Origin of the sequence: Aneurinibacillus migulanus, assembly GCF_001274715.1 — a bacterium.
Classification (GTDB): domain Bacteria; phylum Bacillota; class Bacilli; order Aneurinibacillales; family Aneurinibacillaceae; genus Aneurinibacillus; species Aneurinibacillus migulanus.
In genome coordinates, this window is the sequence record NZ_LGUG01000004.1 from 3,433,603 (window position 1) to 3,459,488 (window position 25,886).

Here is a 25,886-nt window from a genome sequence, read left to right on the forward strand (position 1 = left end):
AAAAATACAGAATCCCCCTTATAATTCGTGTTAAGATAGTAGAAATACAAAAAGAAAGGTGAGAAATACGATGGGATCGTGGGGAAAAGCATCACTGGAAAGCGACGAAGGGCTTGATGTTCTGGAGGCGTTAATCAAATATGTAGTGGACCGAGAATCCGTCAAGTTGAAGGATCTAATAACTCATTACAGGGAGCTCGGGTTACTCTCGGAAGATCCGGAAGAGGAGGATTACCTTTACGATAATACAGCCATTGCTCTGGCTGAAATTGTATGCGCCTATATCGAAAACGGCAAGACAAAGTACGAGGAATTAAGCGGTCTGAAGGAGATTGTCTGGGAAACCGAGGAGCTGCTCGAGTTGAAGCAATTGGTTCAGCAGGTGCTGGATAATAAAGGCGGAGAACGCGAGCTGTATGAACTGAGAGAGGACGATTCAGACTGGATGAAACATATGGAAAATGTGATTCGTATTTTGTCGAAGCGGATATAAATATTGAAAAATATACACGGATGCCGCTACTTGAAGCGGTCGATTGCAAACGGTAACGATAAGCATGCTCCCGCTATTCGGGAGCTGCTGCTTCTGCTCGAACCAGAAGGTGCCAGTGAGTAGTCTGAGACTAGTGGATAAACGGCACAAACCTGCCTTACAAAACGCCCTACTTGTAATTCATAACAAGCTCATATTTCTTAAAAATCCAAGCGTTACTCCTGTCATTCACCGCATGTTTGCTTATGCGAACAGATGGTTTTTGCTCTTGCAAAACATCTGCTGCATGTGCTGAAAAACGAAGCGGTTTTGTGATTTTTTTCATATAGTTCGTTACTTCATCAAAAAACGCATAAGTTAACGGCTGATGTTCCCGAATATCCTCATAAATATAATACTTCCCTTTTTCATCCTCTAAATCTATTTGAAAATCTTTGGGAAGTGAAAGCATTATATACGGTTTTTGTCCTGGCGTAATTCGTATGATGAAATTGTGCTTGTTTTTGCTCAAAGAAGGGGTCTTTCTTCGTATCAACAAAACTATACCGCCCGAGAATCTCCCCGAATACCTCAAGAACGTGTTCTAGATATTCCTTCTTCAAAATAAAATCACCCATTATAATCCTCGTATGAAAGCGGGAATACACCTTCCTGTACACGAATCATTTTTCTTAAACCACGCCTCAGAAAAGATAATCTCCTCGAAATCATAGAGCTAGTTCATATATTCGATATTCACACAATTTTTTCCTTTTGACATATCTTGCTTTTAGGAGCAAGATATGCAAGTTGAAAGAATCTTCATAGAACATGCGGCGTGCAGGGAGAGAGGAATGAACGTGCGAGCGAGTTTTGGCTTGTCGCTCCTGCCGCCTGCAGGCCCATTCCCACCTGAGAAATGACGGCCTCAATCCCATGAAATTCAGGACGAAGGCCACTTAAAGAGGTATATTGAAAGCCCGAGCGCTATATTGTTCTTTGGACATGAAAAGCTCCCCTCACAGCAGTAGGTTTTATTATTTAACCTCTCTACTATAAGGGCCGCATATCAAAGAGTATTGAAACGGTTTATTTAAAATGGCAGACTCAGAAAAATGGCTTGTTATATTAGTCCAACCCTCAACAAAATACTACGCTTAAGAAAAGTGCTCGCTCCATGTAAACACCTCTCCAATATGAGAGATTTGTATATTTTCTCTGCCTGAGCGAAATGCTCATGGATGTATTCCCTGCCTCTTACAAATTATATGGCGGGGCTTTTCCTGCTACAATGTTATCAGGATGAACGTCTGTTGGCTCATAATCATTCATACGAAGAAAGATATACTCAATTTCTTCTAATGGCATTTGCAATTCTTGGCTGACTTCATAAAGTCCCATGTCTTGCGAAAGAAGTTTCCGTGCTTTATTTATCTTTCCATTTAGCCAATTGTTTTCCAACATCCAATTTTTTACCCTGGCTAAAAATTGATTTTGTGTTTCCTTATCTGCATGCTTTTTATATTTAGCAACAGACTCCGACATATAATTATAGAGATAAATACCTAATGCCTCACGTTGTTCATTTTTAGACATCCGTTGATACTGCTCATAGATTATGCTGATGTCTAAGCCTAGAGAATTATCCCTGCTATCAAAACGTCTAAATGTTTTTCGACCATAACTTTCAGGTAAAACACGCAATACAAAAATAATATCATACGGAAACTTCCATGTTTTTGCTACTTCTTCTAACGATAACAGTTCATCTCTCAATTGACCTACACATGTTCCATATGTATCTAAATAAAAAGCTAGTTTCATTCATGCCTCCTTCTTGTAGACAATATTCATTAGTCTTACCGACCTAGATTTGGGTACAAGAATTGCATTACAATAATAAATGATAACAGGGTCTAACTAAAGGATATTATCGGATAGCTTAACCTCATTTTTCTGAACGTCAACTTGAAAACATTTGTAACTTGAGGAATACTGGGATCAACATTTATTTTCTGAAAGTTACGGAAAGTTCAGTTCGTCATCGATGACGCTTCGAAGCATTCCTCGAAAGGATCGAACTCGTCGAAGGTCATCGCGAACGAAGCAATGTTCGCCCAGCCACCCACCTCTCCCGGCAAATCGGCTTCCGTCCGCTCTTTACTCGCAATGTCGCGATATTCCGCATAGCCCTGAATGTCAAAGACCGGTACGGGTCGGCTGCAAAAGAGTCCATCGCGTATGCATAGACAACCTACACCTCCAAATCCTGGACTCTGCAAAAATACAGCCCGTCCTTGCAAAACGATTGCGGACAACAGTTTTTCTGTGAAAATCCGGCAAGCAGTCTTTCCGCTTTCCCATCTACTTCGAAGGCATCAACACAACCGCGAATCAATAAACGGCTGTGCGCTTTTCCCGTGGATTTGTCGAACGCGATCGCCCCGTTCCGGACATCGCCGAAATTCATATAACGTACGATAATTTTATCGGGATTCTCAACTATCTTATACAAATAAACAGGTTGTTTCACCGCAACCAACCTCATTTTGCATTTTGTGTTTCAACTCGCTCTTTCCGCATCAAACCCGGATACGGTGAACAGATTGTCCTTTGATCAATCCAATTCAGCGCGGGAGAATAAATCCCTGATTCCAACGTCGTCCTCGCAAGCATCTTTAAATCCGATCGCAAAACTTTGTAGCGCCTCTCTATTGTCTGAATAAGCGCAGAACATACTACCTTCCGGATCAAAACGTACGATACCAGCCAACTGAGGCATTCTTTCTTCAAGAAAAACAACCGCCAAAGATCCCCAATCGTAACCGTTGCCTTCAAATCCCTCGTCAGCCCGTGTTTGAAAAACCTCATCTTTGTAAGTACCAGCATCCAAAATCATTGACACGTTGCCACTATCATGCTCTATTAGCTGAAACGGTTTAATTCTCTCCGCAATACTTAGCTGATTCACCTCAATGTCATTCTTCACAGAAGTCACTGCGTTTGGCTGCACTGTCATTGAATCCTTTTGACGGTTCTTTCGGTCGACCCCGCGACGGCTCCATTCTAAAAACATCAGAGTACCTTCATCCTCTGGGTCTAGCTTATTCGCAATTTCAAATTCTCTTACTGCGTCCTCATATTGTAATAGGTAGTAGTAGGCATAGCCTACACGGAAATGCCAAAGTGGGTCATGTTCACCTTGTTTCTTGATCGTCAAAAACTGTTGCAATGCTTCATCGTAACGTTCCAGATTGTTCAATGCTCTTGCCAAATGACTGACTAAATCATAATCTCTGTCCTGTTCGGGAATTTGCAAAATCTTACCTACTATTTTTTCAAATTCATCGTCTTCATGCCAAAGGATCAGTTGTTCCAAAAAGTCTTTTTCCATTACTCTACCTCTATTCGTTAGTATGATACGGAACTGTACCAATTTATATCCTAGAAATACGACCCATTTCCATCTGAGAAACGACGGTCTCCATCCCATGGAATTCATGACGAAGCTCCACTTTCATATCAGTCTAACTCTCAACAAATTTTCATATCGATCGATGCAAACTGATAAAAATAGAGCGATTTGAATGCCATGTATATGGGCAGTTAATTGCTATTCTACTTAGTTCTTCTCTTGTGTTTCAAATGCGTAGACTTCTTCTAATGAGGAAAAAGAAAGAAATGAGTGAATTCAAAGCGATCTGTATTGTAAACGGCTTGTAGAATGTAATCTTTTTTATTCCTATTTGTTCCATAATAGCTACAGTTATTTATTCACCTGATTCCCACTGGTTGTATACCTGAATAAACTCATCAGTTATACCTTTTTTGGTCGAGCAAACTTCACTCCGTTATGCAAAGCAACATCGATACCCTTGCGTTATCGCTTCTGAATACGGTCCGGTTCTTCCTGTGCCATTCAGGATAAAATCTGCAAAACAAGATTGGCAATAAACGTTTCCAGGCTATCTTTATTCCACCTTTTCTGTGCAAAAGCAAAGCGATTACCTTTTGTCTATTGCAGCCTGTACAAGTTCTGACAGCAATATCGATTTCTCTCCTTTGGCTTTGGCGGCGACAGCCTTAAGTTTTTCCACTCCGCCCCAGATTATATAGACAATATGCTCCACTTCATAAGGCTGAAAACCGCTAATTTTGTTGAGTAGCAGTCTTACATTAGCTTCTTCCTCCATAGCAGGTTTGATCTTCAGCTTCATCGAGTCCGTGCTATAAAGTAGGCATACAATGAGTGTGGCCATCGTCTCTGCATTCACGCCGTGCTGTTTAGCGAAGGCAACGGTGAACAAATCTTGAACAGACTGGTGCTCCTCGTCGACCTTTGCCATATAGTCTTCCACCAGCGAGAAATGATTCCGATCCGCCAGTCCAAGGCCGAAGACGGCATAACTGCCTGGCATGCAGCTCTTCTCTCCTTCCGTATCCGTATACCATTCGAATTCTTCCATCGCCTCGCGGGCATACTCCTCCAACAGGGGATACAGATTCGGATATTCCAGAGCGTTGGCAAAGAAACGATGCGTACCCGACTTCGCTAATCCTTTGATAGGCAAAAACTGTTTAGTACTGGATTTTAGCTTGATTTGATAGCTATTAGGAAAGCCTTGTTTTAATAAACGGCAAATAAAACGGAGCGCACACGCATAGCTCCCCTCGGCTTCCTGCTTAATAGTAATAGCCACCGTAGCGAATATATCATTTGCCTTGCATTCCACACGTTCATCGCGAAAATAAACCTCTTCCTTGGCAAAGGTTCCGCTACCTTCCTTCATTAAACGGGAGGCCCGGACGCTTCCCAGTTCGACGGCCCGCTCCAGCCAAGCAATCCCCGTGCTTCTGCAGTCAGAAGGCCCATATTTAATAATTGCCACCGCTGTATATAATAGCAGTTCAATCGGTCCTTGCTCGGTACTTTCAAGCTGAATATCGCTTTTTTTTGTATACTTTTTTTGATACCACTGCTCCCCCTGAATGTCAAAATACCGGGGAAGTAACTTGTTTTCCGCCCAACGGCGTAAAGCAGGAACAATACGTGCCCGATGCTCTGCAAGTTGATGTTTATTTCCTTTATTCAACTGCTGAACCCTGTCGAAGACGGATATGATCCACCCTGCCTTTTGATCGGGAAATAGCTCCTCATCCAGCAAATGCTTGGAGAGGAAGAACGTCTCCAAAGGTTGGGTAGGATGCTTTCCCGATTCGAGCTTCGTTTCGATATAATAGGTGATTCGTTCCAGAAGTTTTTTCTTTTTCGTCTCATCGACATACTTGAGAATAGGAATGTTCACTTCGCCTTCCTGTACCCAAAACTTGCCCAAGAACGTAAATTTATAATCAATTAACGCCGGAAACTGGAGGCTATTCAATTTTTGCTGCATAAATAGGGCAAGTTCAGGTACAATCTGCTCCCTGACTTGTTCCTCGGACAATAGCTCGGTAGGCCCGCCATGCCTGAACTTTACTTTCGGTGAAATAAAATCTAATTTAGTATCCTTCACACTGACCCTGCCCTTAGCATATTCCAGCAGGGCATAATTATGAATTCCTACTTGCAGCGAAGTGCGCTTCACGATGGCTTCCGCATCCTTATCACCAATGTGATTAAACCACTTGTTAATCGCCATTTTCATTTCGTTTAGCATCGTACTTAGAATGTTCTCCATAACTTTATTTGTCGTCTCCCATCGTTCATTGTTCAAACCCCCATGTATTCTCTCAAATTTTTCAATTATATATATCTAATTTGATAAATCGACCAATTTTTATGATGGGAGTTAAGAAAAAGACCTGTTGGCCTTTCTTCTGTTGGACCACAGGGCGCATCCACCTTCTCCCTCAAACCGAACATATATTCCTATTATATAAGGAGTCAGAGGAAAAATCTACCGATTTAACATCGTTCCATGAATCCGATGTTGAAAAAGGAGCCTGCTCCATATAAATCATAGTAACGGTTAAGATATAGAAGCAGTCATAAAAAATGCGCCATCCTTTAAAGAATAGCGCATTTTTTCACTTTTAGGGTAGTTATCGTTCCTAGCTTGATGGCGATGCGAATGCCCCCCGATCTTGGATTGAATTTGTTAAACGTGGTTTAATTAATATGAATAAACCCTCACCTGCAATGGTGAGGGTCTTTTATTAGCAGGTATTCAAGCAACTGTTGTCGTCCTTTGCCCGTCTGGTTCCAAACGGCAGCAGCCTTGTCTTTGATTATCCTGATGAACCTACACTCACCCCTCAGGCGGGTGAACCCATGTAGGCAGGAATTCCTATGCGGAGATGAAGCAATTGCTGGAAGAAGCCAATCTGCTAATCTACCAGCATCTACCCCCTTCTGAGATTACAAGTGAGATGTTTCAGACCTATAATGACAGTCAACCCGCTCATAAAATAACGGCATTCGACAACGTTAACTATTGCCTGGCTGTCAAGCCCTTCCGATAATCAATAGGGAGCCACACGGCTCCTATAGTTGGAGAATCTTATGTGCAGCAAGCAGCACACTCTCTCAGACCTTGCCCAATGCTAAATTATCGGCTTCCTGTTCCGGATCGCTTAATGCTAAATTCATTCCAGATCGAGTCCTCTTCATTCAGCAATTCTTTTCCATTCCAAAGGATATCGTAAATGTCACCCTCGTAAGCAATGGCTCGGCCAAATGCAAATGAAATAAAATAGTCCTTCCAGGATTGGAAGAAATGGCTGGCGGCATCAGCAGCTCTCTCTATATAGCTCCATGCCTGTTCTTCGGTTATATAACCAAGTATGTAGCTCCATCTTGCAATATTTACAGCTCGGTCAAAATCCCAGGCAGCAATGGTGTTCACCCGGTCAAAATCGGATTTCGCAAAGGAAAGCTTCTTCATCATCGCTTCTTGGGCTGATTCATAGCATTCCTGCGATTTCCCAACTTCCTCCTCTGTAAAAGACTGGCCAGCTTTCAACGCCAGAAGAAGCTGATCATACTTTGCACGATGCCCTTCCGTAAGCAGCCATTCCAGCGTTTGCACAGCCTCCTCCGGATTACTAACGCCCCAGTATGAAGAAAGGCCTTCCTTCAAGGTTTCATAATCTACCTTCACCGGCAGTATCCGTGGCGACTCAGACCGGTAAAGAGAGAGATTGGCACCGTAGGCAAGCAAATGCTGTTTTTCCTTCGGTAAAGGGTTAGCCATCTCCATTTCTACTCGTGATTTTTTATTCTTTTTCTCAATTCGCTTGCTCGCTGTAATCAAACCCACGATAAGTAAAATCACAATCACCGCAATAATTCCCACAATAATTAGAAAAGTTTTCAAACCATCACGTTCCTCTCCATGTTGTTATTTGGCGTAGTTTAAAGGCATTGTCACTTACAAACGCTTGTTCTGATAATATAATTAAATAAGAACGAATGTTTGAGTGGTGTTGACTTTGTCTTACATTCCGTTTAATCAATCAGCTCACTACATTTTTAAGTACATCCCTATCTCTCTCAACTATGTAGAAAATAAAACGATAACGTTCTATTTTCATATACATTTGTCTAGCTACCACCTTCCTTCATCTAGATACCTTTCTTTTCTTTAAATACAAAATACATACAAAAATAGGATTTACCCATCAAAAATTACTAAAATCACCTCATTTTCTCTTTTAAGGAATTATGAAAAATATATCATTAAATTCTAATACTTGGAACCTCCATTTATATAAAAAACAGCAAATATAGTCTAGAAAACATTATTTCTAACCATTATTTTTTGAGCAAAGAACAAATAACCCCTCTAAATATAAATAGAGCGCCCCTATGTGCGCTCAAACTTGAAAGCATTTTACATTTATTAAACAGATAAAATAGATTTTAATTTGTTAAAGATTAAGTCACTACGTTTTTCGATAAAACTATCAAAGTGTTTATCCATATAATCTTTTCTTTTACCTTGATCTGTATAAGTTACGGTTAATATTTTGATAGGGTAGCGTGGTTGGAAGTAGGAGAGATGGAGAAAGAAGAGGGTGGATACGCCCTGCGCCCCGGCAGAAGAAAGGCCAACGTTCTTTCCCGTATAATATCCGCCTCTAACTCTGCAATAACAGCCAACATTTTAACGAAAATATACGCTAAACCCCACCACAACATTGTGTGTAATCACCAAAAACCATGTGCTTGATACTAAGATAGATACAATGTATATTGCGTTCCTGATTTGTCTTTCAATAGAATTTCACGATTGCCGTGATCATCCACAACCTTCAACTCAGATAATCCTAATTTCTGCTGCAGCAGGGCTTCAACTCCGTCCCTATGAATGATTTTCTTGTATACTGGGGCGGCTGTAGGTGCTGAGCTTAGTTGCAGGGATGTTGTCAAATGAACATCTTCCATATTCCATTTGGTAAACGAGTTTATTGCCAGATTGCCGAACTCCTGCTGGAAGTAGACGATATTCATGCCGACAAAAAACAAACCCATCAGTAGAGGTATCGCCAGGTTTCCCAGCAGACTTTTCATTCTTACTCTTTTGTTATAAACAATGGAAGCAGCAAGTCTGTATAACTGGTATCCAAAAATACCACCAAGCGTGTTGTTAATGATATCATCAAGCTCAAATATCCCTGCGCCTGAAAGCGTCTGGTATGTTTCAATAAATAGCGTAGAACTTACAACGACAAGAAAAAGCCACTTGAAAGCTTTAAATTTTCGGCTGATTAAAGGCAGCAAAATTCCCATCGGGATAAACATTATTATATTAAAAATACAATTTTGAAAATCACGTAAGGAATACTTATTCCATGCTTCAATATAACTGCTGAATGGATGGAGATTCATCTGCAAGAAATGTGAGTGGCCGCGGCCGAAAATGGTTAGCTCAAGCACAAAATCAACATATCCGATGAACAATGCGCCAATAAAAAGCTTCTTTATGTCAATTCGTAGCTTTCTCTCTGATTGTCGATTTCTATAATAAAGGAAATAATATAGTCCTATAAGAACGAATTCTATCCCGATAATTACTATAACCGGCAACATTAAAAAACGTAGGTAATTATATATTTCATTGATCCCCAAGACGAGATTCCCCTTATGATTTTATTCTGATGGTGGTTGACACCGTCTTTCCTCGCAACTTCAAGTCAGAGCCGGTTACTTTTATACATTCTCCTGCTTTAACGCATCAATAATGTTATCCTTTTTTACTTTCGCGCTGGAATAAACAATCGCGGAACCGACAATGACAAATACGGCGGCAATGACGGAAAGAATACTCAGCCAGGGAAGGGCGAATTCGTAGCTAAATTTGTACGCCAATGCCCTATAGATCAGATACATCGTGACGAAGCTGATAGGAAGTCCAAACAGCAGCGAATTGACCCCATAAAAAATACTTTCGTAGTTCATCATTTTGGCAAAGCCTCTTGGCGTCATTCCAATGGATTTCAGCATCGCAAATTCCCGCTTTCGAAGGGATATGCTCGTTGAGATCGTATTAAAAATGTTCGCAATGGAAATCGCTGAAATTAATACGATAAAGCCATAAGAAAAGACGGACATCAATAAAATCTTTTGTTCTTCTCTTTTTCTGGATTGATATAAATTGTAGGCTTGCAGATTGGTCTCTTGCAGCTCTTCGATTTCCTGCTGCGTTTTCATCGGTTCCGTACTTTTCAAATGGAGGTATGTCTGAACGTTAGCCATGTCCTCGTCGTCTGCCAGTCGATTCATGACGCGTTCCGAAACGATGATATTTAACCCGCCTACTCCTGTCGGGTTCATCCCCATAGGAGCTTGATCCGTCAACGCAGCAACGGCCACTTTGTTTACCTTCGTTTCTTCCCCAGTTTTTTTATAGATATTCGTTAACTTGATACTTTGACCGACATTCGTATAAATGGCCTTCGTTTGGACATATTTCCCTGTCCTCATATCTTTGTAATGGATCGTATCCATCACGATCGCAGCGGGATGATCCAGATCCGTAAGCTGTTCGTAATCTGCGCCGACCACTTTGGCATAGGCTTGCAGACTCGAATCGTTTAATGCATGAATCATAATATTGTAAGGATATTTTCCGTCTTGAAGTAAACTCTGATCCTCCTTAACCTTCTCTTGCAAGTCATCGGCGATGAACGCTTCATCGACCCAAGCGTTCTTATGCAACTCGTGAATCACGTTGTATTCTGTTACGCCGTCAAGGGATGCAATCGATTGAATCAAACGGTCGTCTACTCTTTTTCCATTGTCGTACGATACCTCAATATCGTAATTGACGCCTTCCTGCGACAGTTCCAGGTTTTTTTTCAGACCAGCGGTAAAAAACGATACCGTTAAAAACAAAACGATGCTGATGACCAGCGAAAATACGATGGCATGATATCTCCGTTTGTTCCTTTTTAAGTTTTTCAATCCGATTTCCGCTTCGATTCCGAAGAGCTTGCGAATGAACTTCGATGTTTTCACGGCTTTGACCGTAAGCTTTACATCGGTTGTTTGGCGAATCGCGTCCATCGCGGAAATCTTAGATGCTTTGATAGCCGGGAGATACGTCGAAATGAAAATCGTCAACATCGAAACAACACAGGCAATCAGGAGCGATAACGGCGTGACAATGAACGTCAGCTTTTCAGTGGTCCATAATGCCCCTTGAATCATGGAGTTCATGAACCAAAAGGTGATCCCAATCCCGGCAAGACCGCATAGGATTCCAACGGGAATGCTGATCAAGCCAATGACGCCCCCTTCAAAAAGCACTGAATTTCTCTTCTGCCTTTTCGTAGCCCCCACGCTCGCAAGCATCCCTAAATGGCGGGAACGTTCCGAGACGGAAATCGCAAAAGCATTATAGATGAGCGAAATCGAGCCGATCATAATGACCGCCATAAGGATCGCCGATAATGAATACATCATGCTGTACGAGGCTTCGCTTTTGGACACGCCGTAATAATGAAGCAAATCGTGATTATATTGGACCGTTTCGATATTGTTTCTCTTAGCCAAATTTTCCGCATGAGCGAACAAGGGCTGATTGACTTTCTGCAAGACCACCGCCGCATTGACTCGATCGTTTGCCCCCATGATGTTTTCATCGACATAGCTAATGATCGTATACCCCGGGGACCAAGCCATTTCCCATACGGGACGCTTGATGAAGCCTACCACCGTATAATCCCTTGTCTTTATATGCTGCAACGTTTCGGTCAATTTGCTGTCTTCCCTACGCAGCGGTTCGGTTTGATCCAGTGGATGATCGCCCCCTTTCTCGAATCGTTCACCGACGCGAAGGGTTAGACGATCGCCGATTTCGTATTTCACTTTGGCGTTTGTTGTAACGGCTTCGGAAATAACGACTTCCTTGTCCGTTTGCGGAAGACGCCCCTTGCTCAATTCAACCGGAAATTGCGCGAAACCTTGTGCATCATATTCCTTGATGAACAAATACGGCTTATTTGGATTTTGTCCCCCTTCTAATGGGACATAGCCAAGATCTCTTGTGATCGCGACGGTATTGGTTGCGTCATCGTCTTGTATCGCCGCAAGCTGTTCTTTGTTTACATCTTGATACAGGACATGCCACTCCCCTGTATCCGCGATGGTTTGCCTGATCATTAAATCCAAAAAGGAAAAACCAAGCGTAGCAACAGCGGTCACCATGGCAACCGAAATGATGACGCCTATGATGGTTACGAGCGTTCGTCTCTTGTTTTGCTTCAAATGCCGGATAGTTAGTTTATTGACAATATTCATCGACGGATCACCTCGTCTTTGGCAATCCTTCCATCTTCAATCGAAATGATCCTGTTGGCCTGTAAGGCGATTCGTTCGTCGTGTGTAATGACGATCAGCGTTTGATGATAGGTTTTATTCAACATTTTTAATAAGTCGACAATCTCACTGCTATTCTTGCTGTCCAGATTCCCGGTAGGTTCGTCTGCCAGCATGATCGCAGGATTGCCGATGAGCGCTCTGCCGATCGAGACCCGTTGCTGCTGTCCGCCGGATAGCTGATTAGGCAGGTGGTTTAAACGATGCTGCAAATTCAACGTATTCACAAGACCATCCAACTGCTTTTTATCTACCTTTTGATTATCCAGCAAGAGCGGCAGCATAATGTTCTCTTCAACTGTCAGGACGGGAATCAGATTAAAAAACTGGTAGATCAGGCCGATTTGTCTGCGTCGAAAGATGGCCAACTGCGTTTCGTTCAAGGCATACAAATCCGTATCCTCAATGAAAACTTTGCCGCCAGTCGGCCGATCCACACCGCCCAGCATATGCAGAAGCGTCGATTTTCCTGATCCAGACGGGCCGATAATCGCGACGAATTCACCTCTTTGGACCGAAAAGGAAACATCGTCAAGCGCCTTTATCGCCGATTCGCCTTTCCCGTATATTTTAGACAGATGTTCAATTTTTAAAATTTCCATTGTTAACCCTCCATAGCTATGCTGATGGATATCATTTTATCTGTCTAAAATGACTTTCAAGTGACGATGAAGGTGACAATTTAGTCACTTACGGAATGCCGTTAAATCACTTGCTTATAAAATTTAATCCGAAACTGCGTCCCCTTTTCGCTATTGCTCGTCACATCGATTACTCCGTTCTGACTGGCAATAATACTGTGAGCAATCGCAAGACCAATGCCGATGCTCCCTTCGCCGGCGTTCTTTCCTTTATAAAAACGTTTAAAAATATAGGGCAAATCTTCTTTCGGAATCCCTTTGCCGTTGTCGGATATAACAATTTCCGTAAATAACGCGTTTTCGGAAATTGTTATGGCAATTGCTCCGCCTTCATGTGTATGCTCCACGCCGTTTCTCAAAATATTGATAAGAGCTTCGGTGGTCCAATTGAAATCGCCGACAAAAGAGACGTTGTCGTCGCCCTCGATGGAAACCGTTTGTTCCTTAATGTCCATCGGAATCAAAACCGGCTCTAATGCCTTCTGTATAAGCTTTTTCATCAATATTTGATCTTTTTTGAAGTGGATTGTCTTTGCGTCGATTTTCGATAGCTTTAATAAGGAAGAAACAAGCCAATCGATTCGTTCAAGCTGAATCCGAATATTATGGGTGAACTCCGTTCTTTTGGCTGGAGGCAGGTCAGGGTCGCTTAACAAATCCGCCATCACCGTCATGGAGGTTAGCGGCGTTTTGAGTTGATGGGAAATATCAGAAATGGCATCTGTCAGTTGAAGTTTGTCCCGCTGCAGAAGCGATCGCTGCTCCGATAGCATGAGCGTCACTTTATAAATATCATTCTTTAAAATACTAAGCTCACCTTCTTGATTATCTCGAACGTCAAGGGAATAATTGCCGCTGCTAATTTCTCGCAAATAGACGGAAAGCTTTTCGAGTTCACGGTATCTCCATCTCGTGAATAACAAACTGCTTCCAATAAACAAAATAGATAGGATGAAAACGATCACCGCGGCAACAGACGAAATAAAAGCAGCGGCAACGGTCGTCGTTAAACTGAGCGAACCCATAATGAACAATAAAATTTGAACCTCTCGATTACGCAGCATCTAATCACCGACCTTATATCCTAAACCGCGTACCGTTTTGATCATTGTCGGATGCCCTGGATCATCCTCCAGCTTTTCCCTTAGCCTTTTGATATAAACCGTTAACGTATTGTCGTTCACGAAGTCGCCGGCTACATCCCAGATCTGCTCTAAAAGCTGATTTCTTGGGAGAACCTGTCCAATATGGTTGCCAAAGATCAGCAATAAACGATACTCTAAAGCGGTTAACGGAATTTCAGCGCTGTTTTTATACACTTTTCCTTCCAGCGTGTTTACGCGGATATTGTCGATGTCAATGATGGTTTTGGTTTGGGACGGCTTCTGGTATCTTCGCAAGACGGACTTGATCCGCGAAAGAAGTTCGCGAATTCGAAAAGGTTTTGTAATATAATCGTCGGCTCCCATGTCAAGCCCCATCACAACATTGACCTCATCGTCGATCACTGTTAAGAAGATGACCGGAATATCTCTTCGCTCTTTCACCATTTTGCACAATTCATAGCCGCTTCCATCCGGAAGCGATAAATCAAACAAGCATAAAGCGAATTGATCAAGGTCTTCGGAGAGCACCTTTCTTGCTGATGCAACATCATGGCAAAGAACGGTTGAAAAGCAATCTTGCTGCAATGAATATTCCAGACCGGACGCGATCGTTTTATCATCTTCCACTAATAAAATTTTCATCTGCAGATCATCCTAACCATATGAATAAATTCATTCTTTTTCGACATTATAAAAACCTCAACTGGGTCCTTTTCGCTTAATCCCATCAAACACCGTAGTTCTATAGGCAATACAATTCGGCTGAGTTCATCGACTTGCCGGACAATACCGGTACTTTTCATGGTCATTTCCCCTTAAAATACGGATTCAATGAAACAAAATAGCGGATCTTCAGGAATAAAAAAATCGTTTGGATTTTCGACCGTTTCTCCGGCTGCAGATCGCCCCGAGCCGCCACGGTTGGGCCAACGTGCCCTTCAGAAGGCGAATGTTTGAAAATTGAATGTTGTTTAGTGGCTGGCGTTTTGCGCTGCTTCATACCCGTTGACCCAGCGATAAAATGTTGTTCGGGTCATCCCGATTGCTTGCGTGGCTGCTGTTGCCGTCAGACACCTTTCCTTCCAGATGCGGTATACGTTCATGAATTTTTCGTCAATCTCACGCTTAGGTCTTCCAAACGTAACCACGCCAGCTCGGGCGACTTCGATTCCATCTGCCTGCCGTTACCGGATCTTCTTTCATTCCTGTTCGGCTACATATGCAAGCAGGCTTAAAAACTTGTCCTCCAGCACCCAGATAGGAAGCAGTAAATCGGTTCGAAACTTGAAAGGTGGTGGAATCTAGGATTCGAATACGTTCAAAATAAGTGGATAAAGAAGTAGAAATTGAAGAAAGATCAATTCGTTTTTCTTGAAGAAGATGACTAAACACCTTCCAGAGGAAGGATACGGAAGACGAATTAAATCGCTGGTTTAGTCCTTCTGGGGTGATCAAAATTCCTGTAGCTGTTTCAAATCGACTACAAAGATGGGCAAGGGAAGTACTCGCCACTCTCTGACTTAACTATACACAGTGCAAGAAAATGTTGTCCATGACATTTTCTTTTTCGTATCATATACTTCGTTTCCTTGGCTAGCTGGTTAAGCACAGCGGGGGACATACATCGTTGTAGTTCTTCAGCGAATAAAAACAGTTCACCTTCTTCTCTTATACTCATAAAAGCGCCATCCTTTCTTACTTTACATAAGAAAAGCATAGCGCTCTTTTTCCTGTCACGATAGGCTTATTTCTTAACTTGATGGTGGTGTGGTACTACCCCATAAATCAACAACTAGATTTAACATACCCCTTCTTTCTCGCCTTTCTGACAAATTAAGAAGCGTTTCACTTTCTTCATTTGTCTTCATAATTCATCACTCTTTATTTTGCCCTTAACAACAATCTTTTAAAAATCTTTAATAAACCCTTCACTTTCTAATATTCCTCCGTTTTTCATATAATTAACAGAGATGTGTGCATGCTTTACATTTAACTGATTTTTGATAAAATCAATCGTTTTATTAAAATGTTCTTCATCTTTGCTATCTTTCTTGGAACTGCAAACAGTATTGTTGGCTTTTCATTCACCTGGTGATATTCAGGTATTTTATTTGCATCAATGTTAAGCTTATAGCCTACACGCTCATCATAAAACACGCTCAAGTTCTCAATGGTTCCCCATTCCTTTTTTAAATAAGGAGCAAGATCACTTTGTAATACCTTTTCCCATTTTGAAGAAACATAACTATCTTCTAATTGTTCCGTTTTTTCATTGTAAAATACAAAAAACACAAGATTCTCATCTTCATCAGAGCGAACTTTAGCAGCATAATCAAAGTAAGGAAAATTCCCTCCACTGTCATAAAATGATTCTAAGACGGTCATCTTTTTCTGGAATTTTTCTTTCACATACACGTTAGCTTCTCTCATTATTTCCTCAAGTTTAGTATCATTTCCTTCCATACTCATTCTAAAGAAGAAGATGAACATAAGAAATAGCACAGCAATCCCACCGGAAACCCAGAAAATAATTTTTAGAAATCCTTTCACAGTTAATCTCCTTAAAAGTATATTTTGTATAGTAATCCCTTTTCTTAATTTTTCTCTACCATGTTTGCATGTACATAACTTGGCATAGAAATGGAAGGGGCTTCTTGGTCTATGTAGCGTGGTTGGAAATAGGAGAGATGGAGAAAGAAAAGGGTGGATACGCCCTGCGCCCCGGCAGAAAAAAGGCGGACGTGTCTTTTTCCGACCGCTCCCGCCCACCGCTCTCCAATTCCAGGGATAGATTTGACGATGTAATACTCTTCCATTTCTTTCGCGAGAGTGTCTATCTCTGCCTCTAACTTTGATAGATGCTCTTTGTACTGAAGAAGAATATTTATATACATACCAAGGCTTAAAATATGACTCTGATAGACTGTCTTTTCAAAAGGGTTACGGGATGCCGCAGCTTTAAGCTGAATGGCTTTTTCTCTTGCCCATCGGAGTGAACGACTTTTACATAACTCAAATATCTTATCAGCGATTGTCTCTTCCCTAGCCTTTAAAATATCTTCAGATGAGGGAAACGCTAACAAAGTTAAGAGTGAAACCAGCGAATATAAATCCCCAAAACCCCCCTATATTCAGGAAACACTTGATCAAGAACAGCCTGAAATTGAAGCTTAGTTTGAATCATGACCCCCGTTATATTTTCATGTTGTCTTGTGAGATTGCGAAGGTTTAACAGCTGAACTCCTCGCTTTTTATAGGGCTCTAACTCCTCTTTATAGAACAACTCACAAAGAAGATAAGCATCGACTGCATCCGTTTTTACTTTTCTTAGACTCAAACGTTTTGCCTTATATGAAATCAATGGATTAATAATAATTAATACATATCCACGTTCCTCCAAATAATGAACGACTGGATTCATCCTGAATCTCCTCCTCAACAATCAAATTACCGGTACCCCTAATTCCTCCTTGCAGTATCACAGCTTCGCTTGTTATACGAGATCTAAGTCCCAACCAGCCTCAATTATGTTTCTGCAAGTAGGGGGCATCTGGTGACCTTATAATACGAACGGGTAGTTTAATCCAATAAAAGTTCTAAATGAAATTTTGTAAATTATATCTAGGGGGAATGATTATGTTCATACATAAGATTGACGAGGAAGTATCTTTGAAATTAATAGAACTAAATGACGCAGAGAGAGTTTTTGAATATTGTTTATGCAATGTTGGCTGAAGATTGGGGTGAGAAATAACTGCTACTTGTTCAACTGATATGAACGAAACGAGATGTCTCAATGCTCTCAATCTGTCGAGATTTTCAAGTTTAGGTGGGTAGATCAGTTTTATTGATTCTGCTATTTCAACCAAAAGTTTTGCTGACACTTTATCTTCCATTACCCCTATAATATGGTGCGGGCAACAACCGGATATAAAAAACCCGCCGCAGCGAGGTTCATGTAGAGTCCTGATAAGCATTTATTATGGACGAAACCGTATTTTTGTCCATATCGACTCAGGGCATCATTTTTAAACGCAATTTGACCTTAACCAAAGATTGTAATTTCCCTATTATTAATATCTAACACTTCAGTCTTCACAATACCACCAAGATGATGTGACACTAAATCAGACAATGCTTTAAGCGCCATATGAAACTCATCGTTTCTTGTTTCATCTATTAATTCAATACAAAGGAATGCATTTTTCGTATTTTCTGTTAGCATCGTCCTCAGAGCTTCACGCCAATTCCAGCATCTGCATATTGCACCGTCATCATCTTTATAAACAATTTCACCTTCATATGGCGAAGCATTTTCATCATTTCCCAATGGGATAAACGGTTCGTTACCATTTGCCTGCGTTAGCCGAATATCGCCTACAAAAGTGTCGATATCTTCGCCACCACACGGAAGCCCATAACGCAATGAAATTGAATTATAGATGTCAACAAGCGGGTTTATTGTTCCGATATGATTGCCATTTTTCACTCTTTTTAATAGAGCTTCAATGGAACACCTTGCCCCTTTCTTTGTCTTGAATTTCCGAAAGGCTTCTCGCCAAACGGATATGACTGGATTACTACTGAATTCCTCCAGACTTAAGAATTTATGTGCTTCTTTCTCTGCCTCCTGCAGCAGCTTCTCGTAGATTTCAACGTCCCTTATTGAATTATCAATCCCCTGGCAAATAACGGTGCCTATTTTTGCATGAGGGAATAATGACCAAAAATCATCTTTAATGATAAATCTAGGCATAACATATCTCTCCATTTCATTTTACTTATTGTCTTGGTAGAATTGCTATTTGTTGTGTCACAACACGATAAATTTCATCATAACACTCCTATGTTTTTGGGGGGCTCGCAAAGGTGGAGAATACCCCTAGTATAATATAAAAATAACCAGTTATCCGATTCACTAACTTTGAACTCGCTTTACTACCCACAATCCGCTTTCTAATACTTGCTGCAAGAATTGCATACAGACCATCACTAATAAAAGCTAGGATAAGAAATATAGTTCCTAAAAGCAAAAATTGTACTGTGACTGATCCAGCAGAAGGTGATATGAATTGCGGAAAGAAGGCCAAAAAAAAGAGTGCTGTCTTAGGATTCATTACTTCCACGATCGCTGATTGGCAAAAAATCTTTAATGATTTTTCGTGAGGGGCTTTTGGAATTTCTGAAGTCGTTCCATCAGATGTAGAAAATAATGTCTTACACCCCAGATAGATAAGATAAGCAGCACCCAAGTATTTAACGATATTAAAGGCTGTTGCTGATGTCATAAGGATCGCAGAAATTCCAATTGCTCCAGCTAAAACGTGAACAGAACCACCAAGAGATACACCAAGAACGGATACCAGGCCCGCTTTCTTCCCTTGATCTATACTTCTTGCCATAATATAGAACACAGCTGGTCCAGGTATTATTAACAATGTAGCAGCAGCAATTACAAATAGCCAAATCGTTGAAAACTCCATAAGATGCAACTCCTTGTTGTATTTTTGCACATGATTTAATTGGGCTCCTCCTTGATTGGTGAAAGCAAGGTTACACTTTATTTTTAAGGTTCGTTTTCATCAAGGAGGCAATTTGTTGCTCGTTTGGAAATGGAATCTGTTCCAACTGTTTTATAATGAGCTCTTGTCTGTGTAAGGAATGGTTTTGACTTACCTTTGCTTTCCCTTCAATCCTATCGATTTTTATTTTGAATCCTTGAACGCCTTTGTTCATACCAACGAGAAATTCAGCATCTACATCCTGTAATCTGTAAGAACTGTCAGGAGCTTCATACTTCAATACCATATCATTCAAGGAACTCGTTAACTCGTGTTCATCCTCGATTAGCTCAACTTCTCCGTAAACATGAACGGTCACATAATTCCACGTTGGAACTGCTTTATTGGTCTCATACCAAGAGGGAGAGATATAACAATGAGGACCATGGAAAACGGTTAAGACCGTCTGATTTTGAATATCCTTCCACTGCGGGTTCGGACGGGCAAAATGACCGTACAAATAGGTTTTCTCCTTATTCAACATCAGTGGTAAATGTGTAGCGAAGGGCATTCCTTTATGAATGGAAAACAATGTTGCAAAACTGTTCTCCTTTATGACATTGTAGGCAGCAGTTCCTTCTTTCATCGTAAAATGCTCTGGGATATACATTTGAAATCTCCTCAATCCTATTTTTGATATACAACAGATATCCTATACACGGTATGATATAATCCAAACTGACATGAAAAAAGGTACAATACTGAAAAAATTCACATATCAGGGAGAGTTAGGCCGATCATTTAAATAACCCTTTCCGTTGCTCACGCATCCACTGAGCAACCTGAATTTCCTCTTGTTCATTTGATTTTTCAAGCTCTGCAACAATCGATTTGTAATCGGTGTTATTGCGATTCTGGCTCATTTTGGCTGCAGCTTGAATATCGGTGATTTCAATTTCAAAACCAACTATTCCTTTCATTTCACTCTCAAGTAACTCTGGATCAAACGTATCCCAGAGCCGACCATTTTCGCGGTGAGACTCATAGTGTTTAAGCATAGTATCCAAAGCTGATTTCAGCTCGTCTCCACTGATTACACGTGCTGTTCCATACGCATGTACAGCTAGATAATCCCATGTAGGAACCTCTTCAATCTCATACCAACTTGACGAAATGTAAGCATGCGGTCCTTGAAAAATAAGCAACACATCACTATTATTATCCAAAGTTTTTTTCTGCATATTTCCGTATGCAATGTGCCCAGTCGCATAGATTTTCCCTTCATCTTCACGAATTTCCAAAGGAATATGCGTAGCCAAGGGACGTCGTTCATCAACAGTAATCAATAAGGCAAACGGGTAAGACTTTATCATTTGAACTGCCTTATCATGATCCATACGATATTGCTTAGGAATGTACACAATAATCATCCTTTCAACTTGTAATTGAACTTTTAAAAATATAAGTATTAAAAACAAATATCTGATAAAAAAATAATATTATACAAACTGACATGAAAAAAGGTACAATAACAAATAAATATACATGTCAGAAGGGATAGTAAATGAAAAATACCATTTTTACTTTCAAGGATGACTCTCCCAAATACAAACAAATCTATGAGCAATTTAAATTATTTATTGAGCAAGGGGACATACTGGCTAATGAGCAATTGCCCTCCATTCGTCAACTTGCAGACTCTCTTCAAGTAAGTCGCAATACGACATTAATGGCTTATGATCAACTTGTAGCTGAAGGCTATATTCGTGGAGAAGGAAGAAAAGGTTATTTTGCAAATAAATTAGAACCTCTTTTATTTCAAGAGGCGTTAACCTCTCATAATATAAAGCGAACAGAATCGAGGAAACCTGTCCTCATTGATTTCCGAGCAGGCGCAGTTGATCAAACACATTTCCCTTTAAAAATATGGAGGAGAATTGCCAATCAAGTATTAACGTTACAGGAGAGTTTTCGATACGGAGAACCCTTTGGTGAGATGTGCTTACGTGAACAAATTGCCACATACTTACTCCAATCCCGTGGGGTAAAAACAGATGCAAATGCAATTATTATCGGAAGCAGTACCCAACAAATGCTTATACATCTAGGGCATATACTGAAGGATGATTTTTCGAGCATTACAGTTGAAGACCCTGGGTATGATGGCGCTAGGGAAGCTTTCCAATTAAATTGTTTTACGCTTGAAACTTTACCCGTTTATGAAACAGGTGCTGATTTTTCACAATTAGAACATATGAAATCACGATTAATCTATGTAGCACCTTCCCATCACAGCCCATACGGGGTAAGCATGCCTATTCAACAACGGCATGCACTTATTCATTGGGCTGACAAGAGGCATGGATACATTATCGAAGACGATTATGATAGTGAATTTCGCTATACACAACAGCCATTTCCAGCTCTCGCTTCTATTGATGCATCAAGGGTCATTTATCTAGGGAATTTCTCAAAGTCCTTTCTTCCAGGAATCCGTTTAAGTTACATGGTGTTGCCGCAGCCCCTTTTAGATCGTTATAAACACCAATTCCTTCATTTCGAAAGTACCACTTCAATTCTTAGCCAACTCACCATGGCTAAATTTATGGAAAATGGAGAATGGAATCGCCACATTAAACGTATGCGTCTTGTTTATAAACGAAAAATGCAGCACTTAGTATCAGTATTAAGAAAAGAATTTGAGCAAAATATATCCATTATTGGTGAGCAGTCTGGTTTATACTTATTAGTCAAAGTACACTTGAAGCGTTCAGAAGAATGGCTAATCGAGCGTGCTTCCTCTTATGGTGTTAAAGTGTATCCCACCTCACTCTACTTCGTTAAAAACAATTCTGATAAACCAATTATTAAACTTGGTTTTAGTAATCTTTCTTGTGATCAAATCCAGCTTGGTGTGGAGCTCTTAAAAAAAGCTTGGTCATAAAAAACACTCAGGATATTAAGAAAAGTTTTTTCTCATACAAACTCTACTTTTAGAAACCGATTTTTTCTTAACGTAGGAAAAATCGGTTTTTTCATTCCAAAAATTGTCTTAGCGTATGTTTTCCGCATTACTAAACAATCTTGTTTTTCCAGAAGATTCTTGACCTTGCTTGAAAATGAATTTAAATTAAACTTCATCTTCATCTCCTCGTCTAACAAACTGAACGTCTCTAAATATCGTTCAATCTCCTTGCATATCGTGTTATATGGGGTCCAGTATCAGTCATGTGTCAATATGGTATCGCCAACATTTGAATAATTCCAAATAACATTAGAAATAGCACCAGCCCCGCCTGCACTGGCAATTGGACGTATATAAGCATCTGGTCTGGACTCACCGAAGGTATGTTTAACTGCGGCCTCCAAAAAGCCAGGCAATTCTCCTACTGGACTGTAGCTGATTATCTCTTCAATTGGCATGACCCGAAACTGTTCTTCAACTGTAGGCAGACAAATTAAAGTGCCATTATTATCCGTGATTACGCCCATTGAGGCGTCAATTACATTTTTTCTTCCGTACTGGGCAACTGCTTGCTTTGCAGCCATCCCGGTACCAAAAAGCTTACCCGCATAAACTTTACCCCTTGCATGAATTGCTGCTCTCGTTTTCATTCATTTCACAGCCTTCTTTTTTATTATAGTGTTCGAATGGTACTCATCCATTCTGTCACTTTTAATTGTTAGTTTCCAAGCTTTTATAATTGGACTCCTGTAAAACCGCGTTTGATAGTTCCTTTTCCAATTGGGATACCAGCACTGTCGCCATACTTTTTCCAATGGTATTCGTCGTGATGAGACTATGTCGGTGATCCAATCAAATGATGGTAGTAGGGTGGTGCCTTCCGTGTGTATACCCGAGTTTTATTGTGGACCGCTTAAGGTTAAGAAGGATACTACAAAGAAATTCAGTCTACAAATTCACACCCCTTTTCACGAAGCGTTTTATCCACCCAAGTTCTATCCCAGATTCCATTTTTGATGTCAGTCATTACGCCTGCTTCTTTCGTTACGGTTTTACGGGCTTTTTCCAGAATCCCCGGAGCATCCTTGGGATTGATTACAACGACACCATCCTCGTCACCAATCAAAATATCACCAGGTCTGACCGTCACACCGCCACAAGAAACCGGAATATTAATTTCACCTGGGCCGTCCTTATATGGACCAGCTGGAGTTACGCCCGCAGCATACACAGGAATAGACATCCGCTTGATGACGCCAGCATCACGAATAGCACCGTCAATAATAAAGCCAGCGATTCCCCGGACTTGTGCCCAAGTAATCATTAATTCCCCAATCAAGGCGTTGGTGATATCACCCTGTGCATCGACCACAATAACATCACCAGAAGATGCCATGTCAATCGCTTTATGGAGTAGTAAATTGTCGCCTGGCCGTGTTTTCACTGTAAAAGCGCACCCAATAAGTGACACAGTATTGTACGGTCTAATTTTTCCCTGGTTTGATGGACATTGGGGGTAATACCCCCATCACAATGTCCCCTTCTTCTCTTTTTGGAACCAAGCATCTAGCAGCTCTTGCTCTTTTTCACGCGATATCCCTGCTTTTCGTTCTGAATCTTGTCTTGCTTTTTCCCATTGATACATATCATAAATTGTATCTTCAAGGGGACTGAAGGAAAGCCCAGCGTCTACGGCTTTTTTTATGCTGATGCAATATGAGCCTTTCCACGGTTCAGTTTCCCCATCTAACGGGAAATGTTCAGGGATCCATAATGGCATTTCCGTCCATGGCTGTATTTGATAATTCAATACAAATTGTTCATCTGCCCAGACAAATTCGGCATTGCTGTGTGTAACCGCTTTACACGTGTTCAAAAGTTCTTCCATCGTCAATTCATAATCGGGACCCGTAACATTGAACACACCAGCTTTTCCTCTTTCCGCCATATTGAACACCCATGTTGCTATATCTTTCACGTCGATCAGTTGGATTGGACGATCTGGACGTCCCGGTACCAGCATGTTTCCACCTTCCGCAACACGCTGAACCCAGTACGGGAGCCGATCCGTATAGTCAAACGGCCCGACAAGCTGACCTGCCCTGATATGCAACACGCGCCCCGGCCAATATTTCTCTGCTTCTACTTCACAGAGCACTTTCAATGCGCCGTAATGCTCATAAGGAGAAATCCTTCCTTCCTCAACGTCTTTCAATCGATCCAGCGGCATGGACTGTAAATGATAGTCTTCCGCGATATTAAGCGGAATCCAATCTTTATAAACAGAAATGCTTGAAATGTATATATAATGTTCGATGCTATCCTCGAGCACAGCTGCGATTTTCTTAATTTGGTGGGGAGCGAATCCACATGTGTCCATTACGACATCCCATTTTCTCTTTTCGAGCTGTGATACATCACCGTCCCTATCACCGATAAGTTGTTCTACTTCAGAAAACACCTCTTTATTGTTACCGCGATTGAATAACGTGATTTCGTGCCCTCTTTTCAATCCTTCCTCTACCAACGCTTTTCCTAAAAAACGAGTACCTCCCAATATAAGAACCTTCATAATTTTCCCCCTATTTACTTTAATAGCCTGCAACAAATACATTTATTTTATATAACGTTTTTCCTTCTTAAAAAGATACGGCTCGCAAGCTTTCTGTTTCTCTATTGCTGCGTTTCCTTGTCATGGCGGCTATCCATGAATGGAAAAGTTTTCGCCATGCGACCGATGTGGCTACGGTCTACGGGCTCCCGTCCGTTCATTGAGGCACAGCTTTCTGTAGAATGGGAATTTGTTATCCAGACATTCATGAAACATTATCAGGATTTATACAGGAGGAGTCTGCCTAAAACTGGATAATCAACACGCGTGATATGTAACAAAAAATTATTGTCACAATACTCTCTCTTAAGCATTTTTGATACAATATTGAGGGGAGAGTAAGAAAAATGAGTTCAGTAAAATTTGGATATATGCGAGTATCTACATTCGATCAAAATTTAGACCGGCAGGAACAGCAACTTAAAGAAGTTGGATGCGAGCAAATTTTTTATGAAAAAGTAACAGGTACAAAACGTGATCGACCTGAGTTGAATCGTATGCTTGAGTTCTTACGACCAGGTGATACAGTCATAGTAACGGATTTAACGGCTTTTCTCATTCAATAAAAAATTTACTAGAAATCACAGAATTGATTGCGGAAAAGGGAACCCATTTACAGAGTCTAAAGAAATCCTGGCTTGATTCATGGTGGTGTACCCTCCCATGTCTCTCAGGATCATATGTCCCTACTTTCCTTCGTTCAACCTGTCCATGAGGTGGAGGCCAGAGATGCTCCTATTCAGGGTCTGTGCCCGCATCGCATGGA

The 25,886-nt window shown here is 41.0% G+C and carries 27 protein-coding genes and 4 pseudogenes; 7 read left to right on the forward strand and 24 right to left on the reverse strand.

All coding sequences use genetic code 11. The features are described from left to right. Positions 1 to 70 precede the first annotated feature (70 nt). On the forward strand, positions 71 to 493 hold the full coding sequence (locus tag AF333_RS18225; RefSeq protein ID WP_043065403.1) for a DUF4259 domain-containing protein: 423 nt from the start codon (positions 71 to 73) through the stop codon (positions 491 to 493). A 169-nt stretch (positions 494 to 662) separates the two neighbouring features. On the opposite strand, the gene AF333_RS18230 is transcribed toward AF333_RS18225, so the two are convergent. The 5 genes from AF333_RS18230 to AF333_RS18250 all read right to left on the reverse strand — a co-directional run bounded on the left by AF333_RS18230 (position 663) and on the right by AF333_RS18250 (position 3,866). After that, a complete protein-coding gene (locus AF333_RS18230; protein WP_235356627.1) occupies positions 663 to 1,004 on the reverse strand; it encodes a hypothetical protein in 342 nt (113 codons plus the stop codon). 725 nt (positions 1,005 to 1,729) lie between these two features. Beyond that, entirely contained in the window at positions 1,730 to 2,296 is a 567-nt protein-coding gene (locus AF333_RS18235) for a hypothetical protein (RefSeq protein WP_043065402.1), read from the reverse strand. 268 nt (positions 2,297 to 2,564) lie between these two features. Beyond that, the gene (locus tag AF333_RS35680; RefSeq protein WP_235496576.1) at positions 2,565 to 2,708 is read right to left on the reverse strand and encodes a hypothetical protein; all 144 of its coding nucleotides are present in this window, start codon (positions 2,706 to 2,708) and stop codon (positions 2,565 to 2,567) included. 18 nt (positions 2,709 to 2,726) lie between these two features. Beyond that, the gene (locus AF333_RS18245; RefSeq protein ID WP_043065401.1) at positions 2,727 to 3,005 is read right to left on the reverse strand and encodes a hypothetical protein; all 279 of its coding nucleotides are present in this window, start codon (positions 3,003 to 3,005) and stop codon (positions 2,727 to 2,729) included. 84 nt (positions 3,006 to 3,089) lie between these two features. After that, positions 3,090 to 3,866 carry an immunity 51 family protein gene (locus AF333_RS18250; RefSeq protein WP_043065400.1) on the reverse strand — a complete coding sequence of 259 codons (777 nt, stop codon included), beginning with the start codon at positions 3,864 to 3,866 and terminating at the stop codon, positions 3,090 to 3,092. Positions 3,867 to 4,015: 149 nt separating this feature from the next. Here AF333_RS18250 and AF333_RS32990 point away from each other — a divergent pair. Next, a pseudogene (locus AF333_RS32990) lies at positions 4,016 to 4,183 on the forward strand (IS4 family transposase); the annotation flags it as partial. Between the two features lie 293 nt (positions 4,184 to 4,476). On the opposite strand, the gene AF333_RS18255 reads toward AF333_RS32990, so the two are convergent. Further along, entirely contained in the window at positions 4,477 to 6,189 is a 1,713-nt protein-coding gene (locus AF333_RS18255; protein ID WP_407638653.1) for a DUF6138 family protein, read from the reverse strand. Between the two features lie 44 nt (positions 6,190 to 6,233). On the opposite strand from AF333_RS18255, the gene AF333_RS35685 reads away from it, so the two are divergent. Beyond that, entirely contained in the window at positions 6,234 to 6,431 is a 198-nt protein-coding gene (locus AF333_RS35685) for a hypothetical protein (protein ID WP_235496577.1), read from the forward strand. Positions 6,432 to 6,772: 341 nt separating this feature from the next. Continuing rightward, on the forward strand, positions 6,773 to 6,937 hold the full coding sequence (locus AF333_RS35690; protein WP_235496580.1) for a hypothetical protein: 165 nt from the start codon (positions 6,773 to 6,775) through the stop codon (positions 6,935 to 6,937). Positions 6,938 to 7,023: 86 nt separating this feature from the next. Here the strand turns inward: AF333_RS35690 and AF333_RS18260 are convergent, their stop codons facing one another. The 15 genes and pseudogenes from AF333_RS18260 to AF333_RS18325 all read right to left on the reverse strand — a co-directional run bounded on the left by AF333_RS18260 (position 7,024) and on the right by AF333_RS18325 (position 20,965). Then, a complete protein-coding gene (locus tag AF333_RS18260; protein ID WP_043065398.1) occupies positions 7,024 to 7,791 on the reverse strand; it encodes a DUF1266 domain-containing protein in 768 nt (255 codons plus the stop codon). A gap of 644 nt (positions 7,792 to 8,435) precedes the next feature. After that, positions 8,436 to 8,615, reverse strand: a complete 180-nt coding sequence (locus tag AF333_RS35695; protein ID WP_235496584.1) for a hypothetical protein — start codon at positions 8,613 to 8,615, stop codon at positions 8,436 to 8,438. A gap of 33 nt (positions 8,616 to 8,648) precedes the next feature. Beyond that, on the reverse strand, positions 8,649 to 9,545 hold the full coding sequence (locus AF333_RS18265; protein WP_043065437.1) for a VanZ family protein: 897 nt from the start codon (positions 9,543 to 9,545) through the stop codon (positions 8,649 to 8,651). Between the two features lie 81 nt (positions 9,546 to 9,626). Continuing rightward, positions 9,627 to 12,218 carry an ABC transporter permease gene (locus AF333_RS18270; RefSeq protein ID WP_043065397.1) on the reverse strand — a complete coding sequence of 864 codons (2,592 nt, stop codon included), beginning with the start codon at positions 12,216 to 12,218 and terminating at the stop codon, positions 9,627 to 9,629. Continuing rightward, positions 12,215 to 12,898 (reverse strand): ABC transporter ATP-binding protein, encoded by a 684-nt coding sequence (locus AF333_RS18275; protein WP_043065396.1) that lies wholly within the window; start codon positions 12,896 to 12,898, stop codon positions 12,215 to 12,217. Before AF333_RS18275 ends, AF333_RS18270 begins: the two co-directional genes overlap by 4 nt. Before the next feature lie 101 nt (positions 12,899 to 12,999). Then, positions 13,000 to 14,001, reverse strand: coding sequence for a sensor histidine kinase (locus AF333_RS18280; RefSeq protein ID WP_043065395.1), 1,002 nt, complete (start codon positions 13,999 to 14,001; stop codon positions 13,000 to 13,002). Further along, on the reverse strand, positions 14,002 to 14,685 hold the full coding sequence (locus AF333_RS18285; RefSeq protein WP_043065394.1) for a response regulator transcription factor: 684 nt from the start codon (positions 14,683 to 14,685) through the stop codon (positions 14,002 to 14,004). It lies immediately after the preceding gene. A 329-nt stretch (positions 14,686 to 15,014) separates the two neighbouring features. After that, entirely contained in the window at positions 15,015 to 15,191 is a 177-nt protein-coding gene (locus AF333_RS33795; protein WP_158502378.1) for a hypothetical protein, read from the reverse strand. Positions 15,192 to 15,285: 94 nt separating this feature from the next. Continuing rightward, positions 15,286 to 15,721, reverse strand: a pseudogene (locus AF333_RS35700) (IS4 family transposase); the annotation flags it as partial. A gap of 311 nt (positions 15,722 to 16,032) precedes the next feature. Beyond that, positions 16,033 to 16,593, reverse strand: a complete 561-nt coding sequence (locus AF333_RS18300; protein ID WP_043065391.1) for a hypothetical protein — start codon at positions 16,591 to 16,593, stop codon at positions 16,033 to 16,035. 203 nt (positions 16,594 to 16,796) lie between these two features. After that, positions 16,797 to 17,458 (reverse strand): annotated as a pseudogene (locus AF333_RS18305) (IS110 family transposase); the annotation flags it as partial. Between the two features lie 630 nt (positions 17,459 to 18,088). Next, positions 18,089 to 18,799, reverse strand: a complete 711-nt coding sequence (locus tag AF333_RS18310; RefSeq protein ID WP_043065390.1) for a B3/B4 domain-containing protein — start codon at positions 18,797 to 18,799, stop codon at positions 18,089 to 18,091. An 88-nt stretch (positions 18,800 to 18,887) separates the two neighbouring features. Beyond that, complete coding sequence (locus tag AF333_RS18315) at positions 18,888 to 19,526, reverse strand: LysE family translocator (RefSeq protein ID WP_043065389.1); 639 nt, start codon at positions 19,524 to 19,526, stop codon at positions 18,888 to 18,890. Positions 19,527 to 19,596: 70 nt separating this feature from the next. Beyond that, positions 19,597 to 20,214 carry an FMN-binding negative transcriptional regulator gene (locus tag AF333_RS18320; RefSeq protein ID WP_043065388.1) on the reverse strand — a complete coding sequence of 206 codons (618 nt, stop codon included), beginning with the start codon at positions 20,212 to 20,214 and terminating at the stop codon, positions 19,597 to 19,599. Positions 20,215 to 20,341: 127 nt separating this feature from the next. Further along, on the reverse strand, positions 20,342 to 20,965 hold the full coding sequence (locus tag AF333_RS18325; protein WP_043065387.1) for an FMN-binding negative transcriptional regulator: 624 nt from the start codon (positions 20,963 to 20,965) through the stop codon (positions 20,342 to 20,344). Between the two features lie 143 nt (positions 20,966 to 21,108). Here AF333_RS18325 and pdxR point away from each other — a divergent pair, with 143 nt between their 5' ends. Continuing rightward, positions 21,109 to 22,488: a MocR-like pyridoxine biosynthesis transcription factor PdxR gene (gene pdxR / locus AF333_RS18330; protein ID WP_043065386.1), complete on the forward strand. Its 1,380-nt coding sequence runs from the start codon at positions 21,109 to 21,111 to the stop codon at positions 22,486 to 22,488. Between the two features lie 278 nt (positions 22,489 to 22,766). Here the strand turns inward: pdxR and AF333_RS18335 are convergent, their stop codons facing one another. The 3 genes from AF333_RS18335 to AF333_RS18345 all read right to left on the reverse strand — a co-directional run bounded on the left by AF333_RS18335 (position 22,767) and on the right by AF333_RS18345 (position 25,081). Continuing rightward, a complete protein-coding gene (locus AF333_RS18335; RefSeq protein ID WP_052811969.1) occupies positions 22,767 to 23,159 on the reverse strand; it encodes a PLP-dependent aminotransferase family protein in 393 nt (130 codons plus the stop codon). A gap of 293 nt (positions 23,160 to 23,452) precedes the next feature. Then, the gene (locus AF333_RS18340) at positions 23,453 to 23,998 is read right to left on the reverse strand and encodes an RraA family protein (protein WP_043065385.1); all 546 of its coding nucleotides are present in this window, start codon (positions 23,996 to 23,998) and stop codon (positions 23,453 to 23,455) included. A gap of 39 nt (positions 23,999 to 24,037) precedes the next feature. Further along, positions 24,038 to 25,081, reverse strand: a complete 1,044-nt coding sequence (locus AF333_RS18345; RefSeq protein WP_043065384.1) for an SDR family oxidoreductase — start codon at positions 25,079 to 25,081, stop codon at positions 24,038 to 24,040. A 135-nt stretch (positions 25,082 to 25,216) separates the two neighbouring features. On the opposite strand from AF333_RS18345, the gene AF333_RS33800 reads away from it, so the two are divergent. Together AF333_RS33800 and AF333_RS18350 are read left to right on the forward strand one after the other, a co-directional pair. Further along, positions 25,217 to 25,378 (forward strand): hypothetical protein, encoded by a 162-nt coding sequence (locus AF333_RS33800; RefSeq protein WP_158502376.1) that lies wholly within the window; start codon positions 25,217 to 25,219, stop codon positions 25,376 to 25,378. Between the two features lie 89 nt (positions 25,379 to 25,467). Next, positions 25,468 to 25,766, forward strand: a pseudogene (locus tag AF333_RS18350) (recombinase family protein); the annotation flags it as partial. Positions 25,767 to 25,886 lie beyond the last annotated feature (120 nt).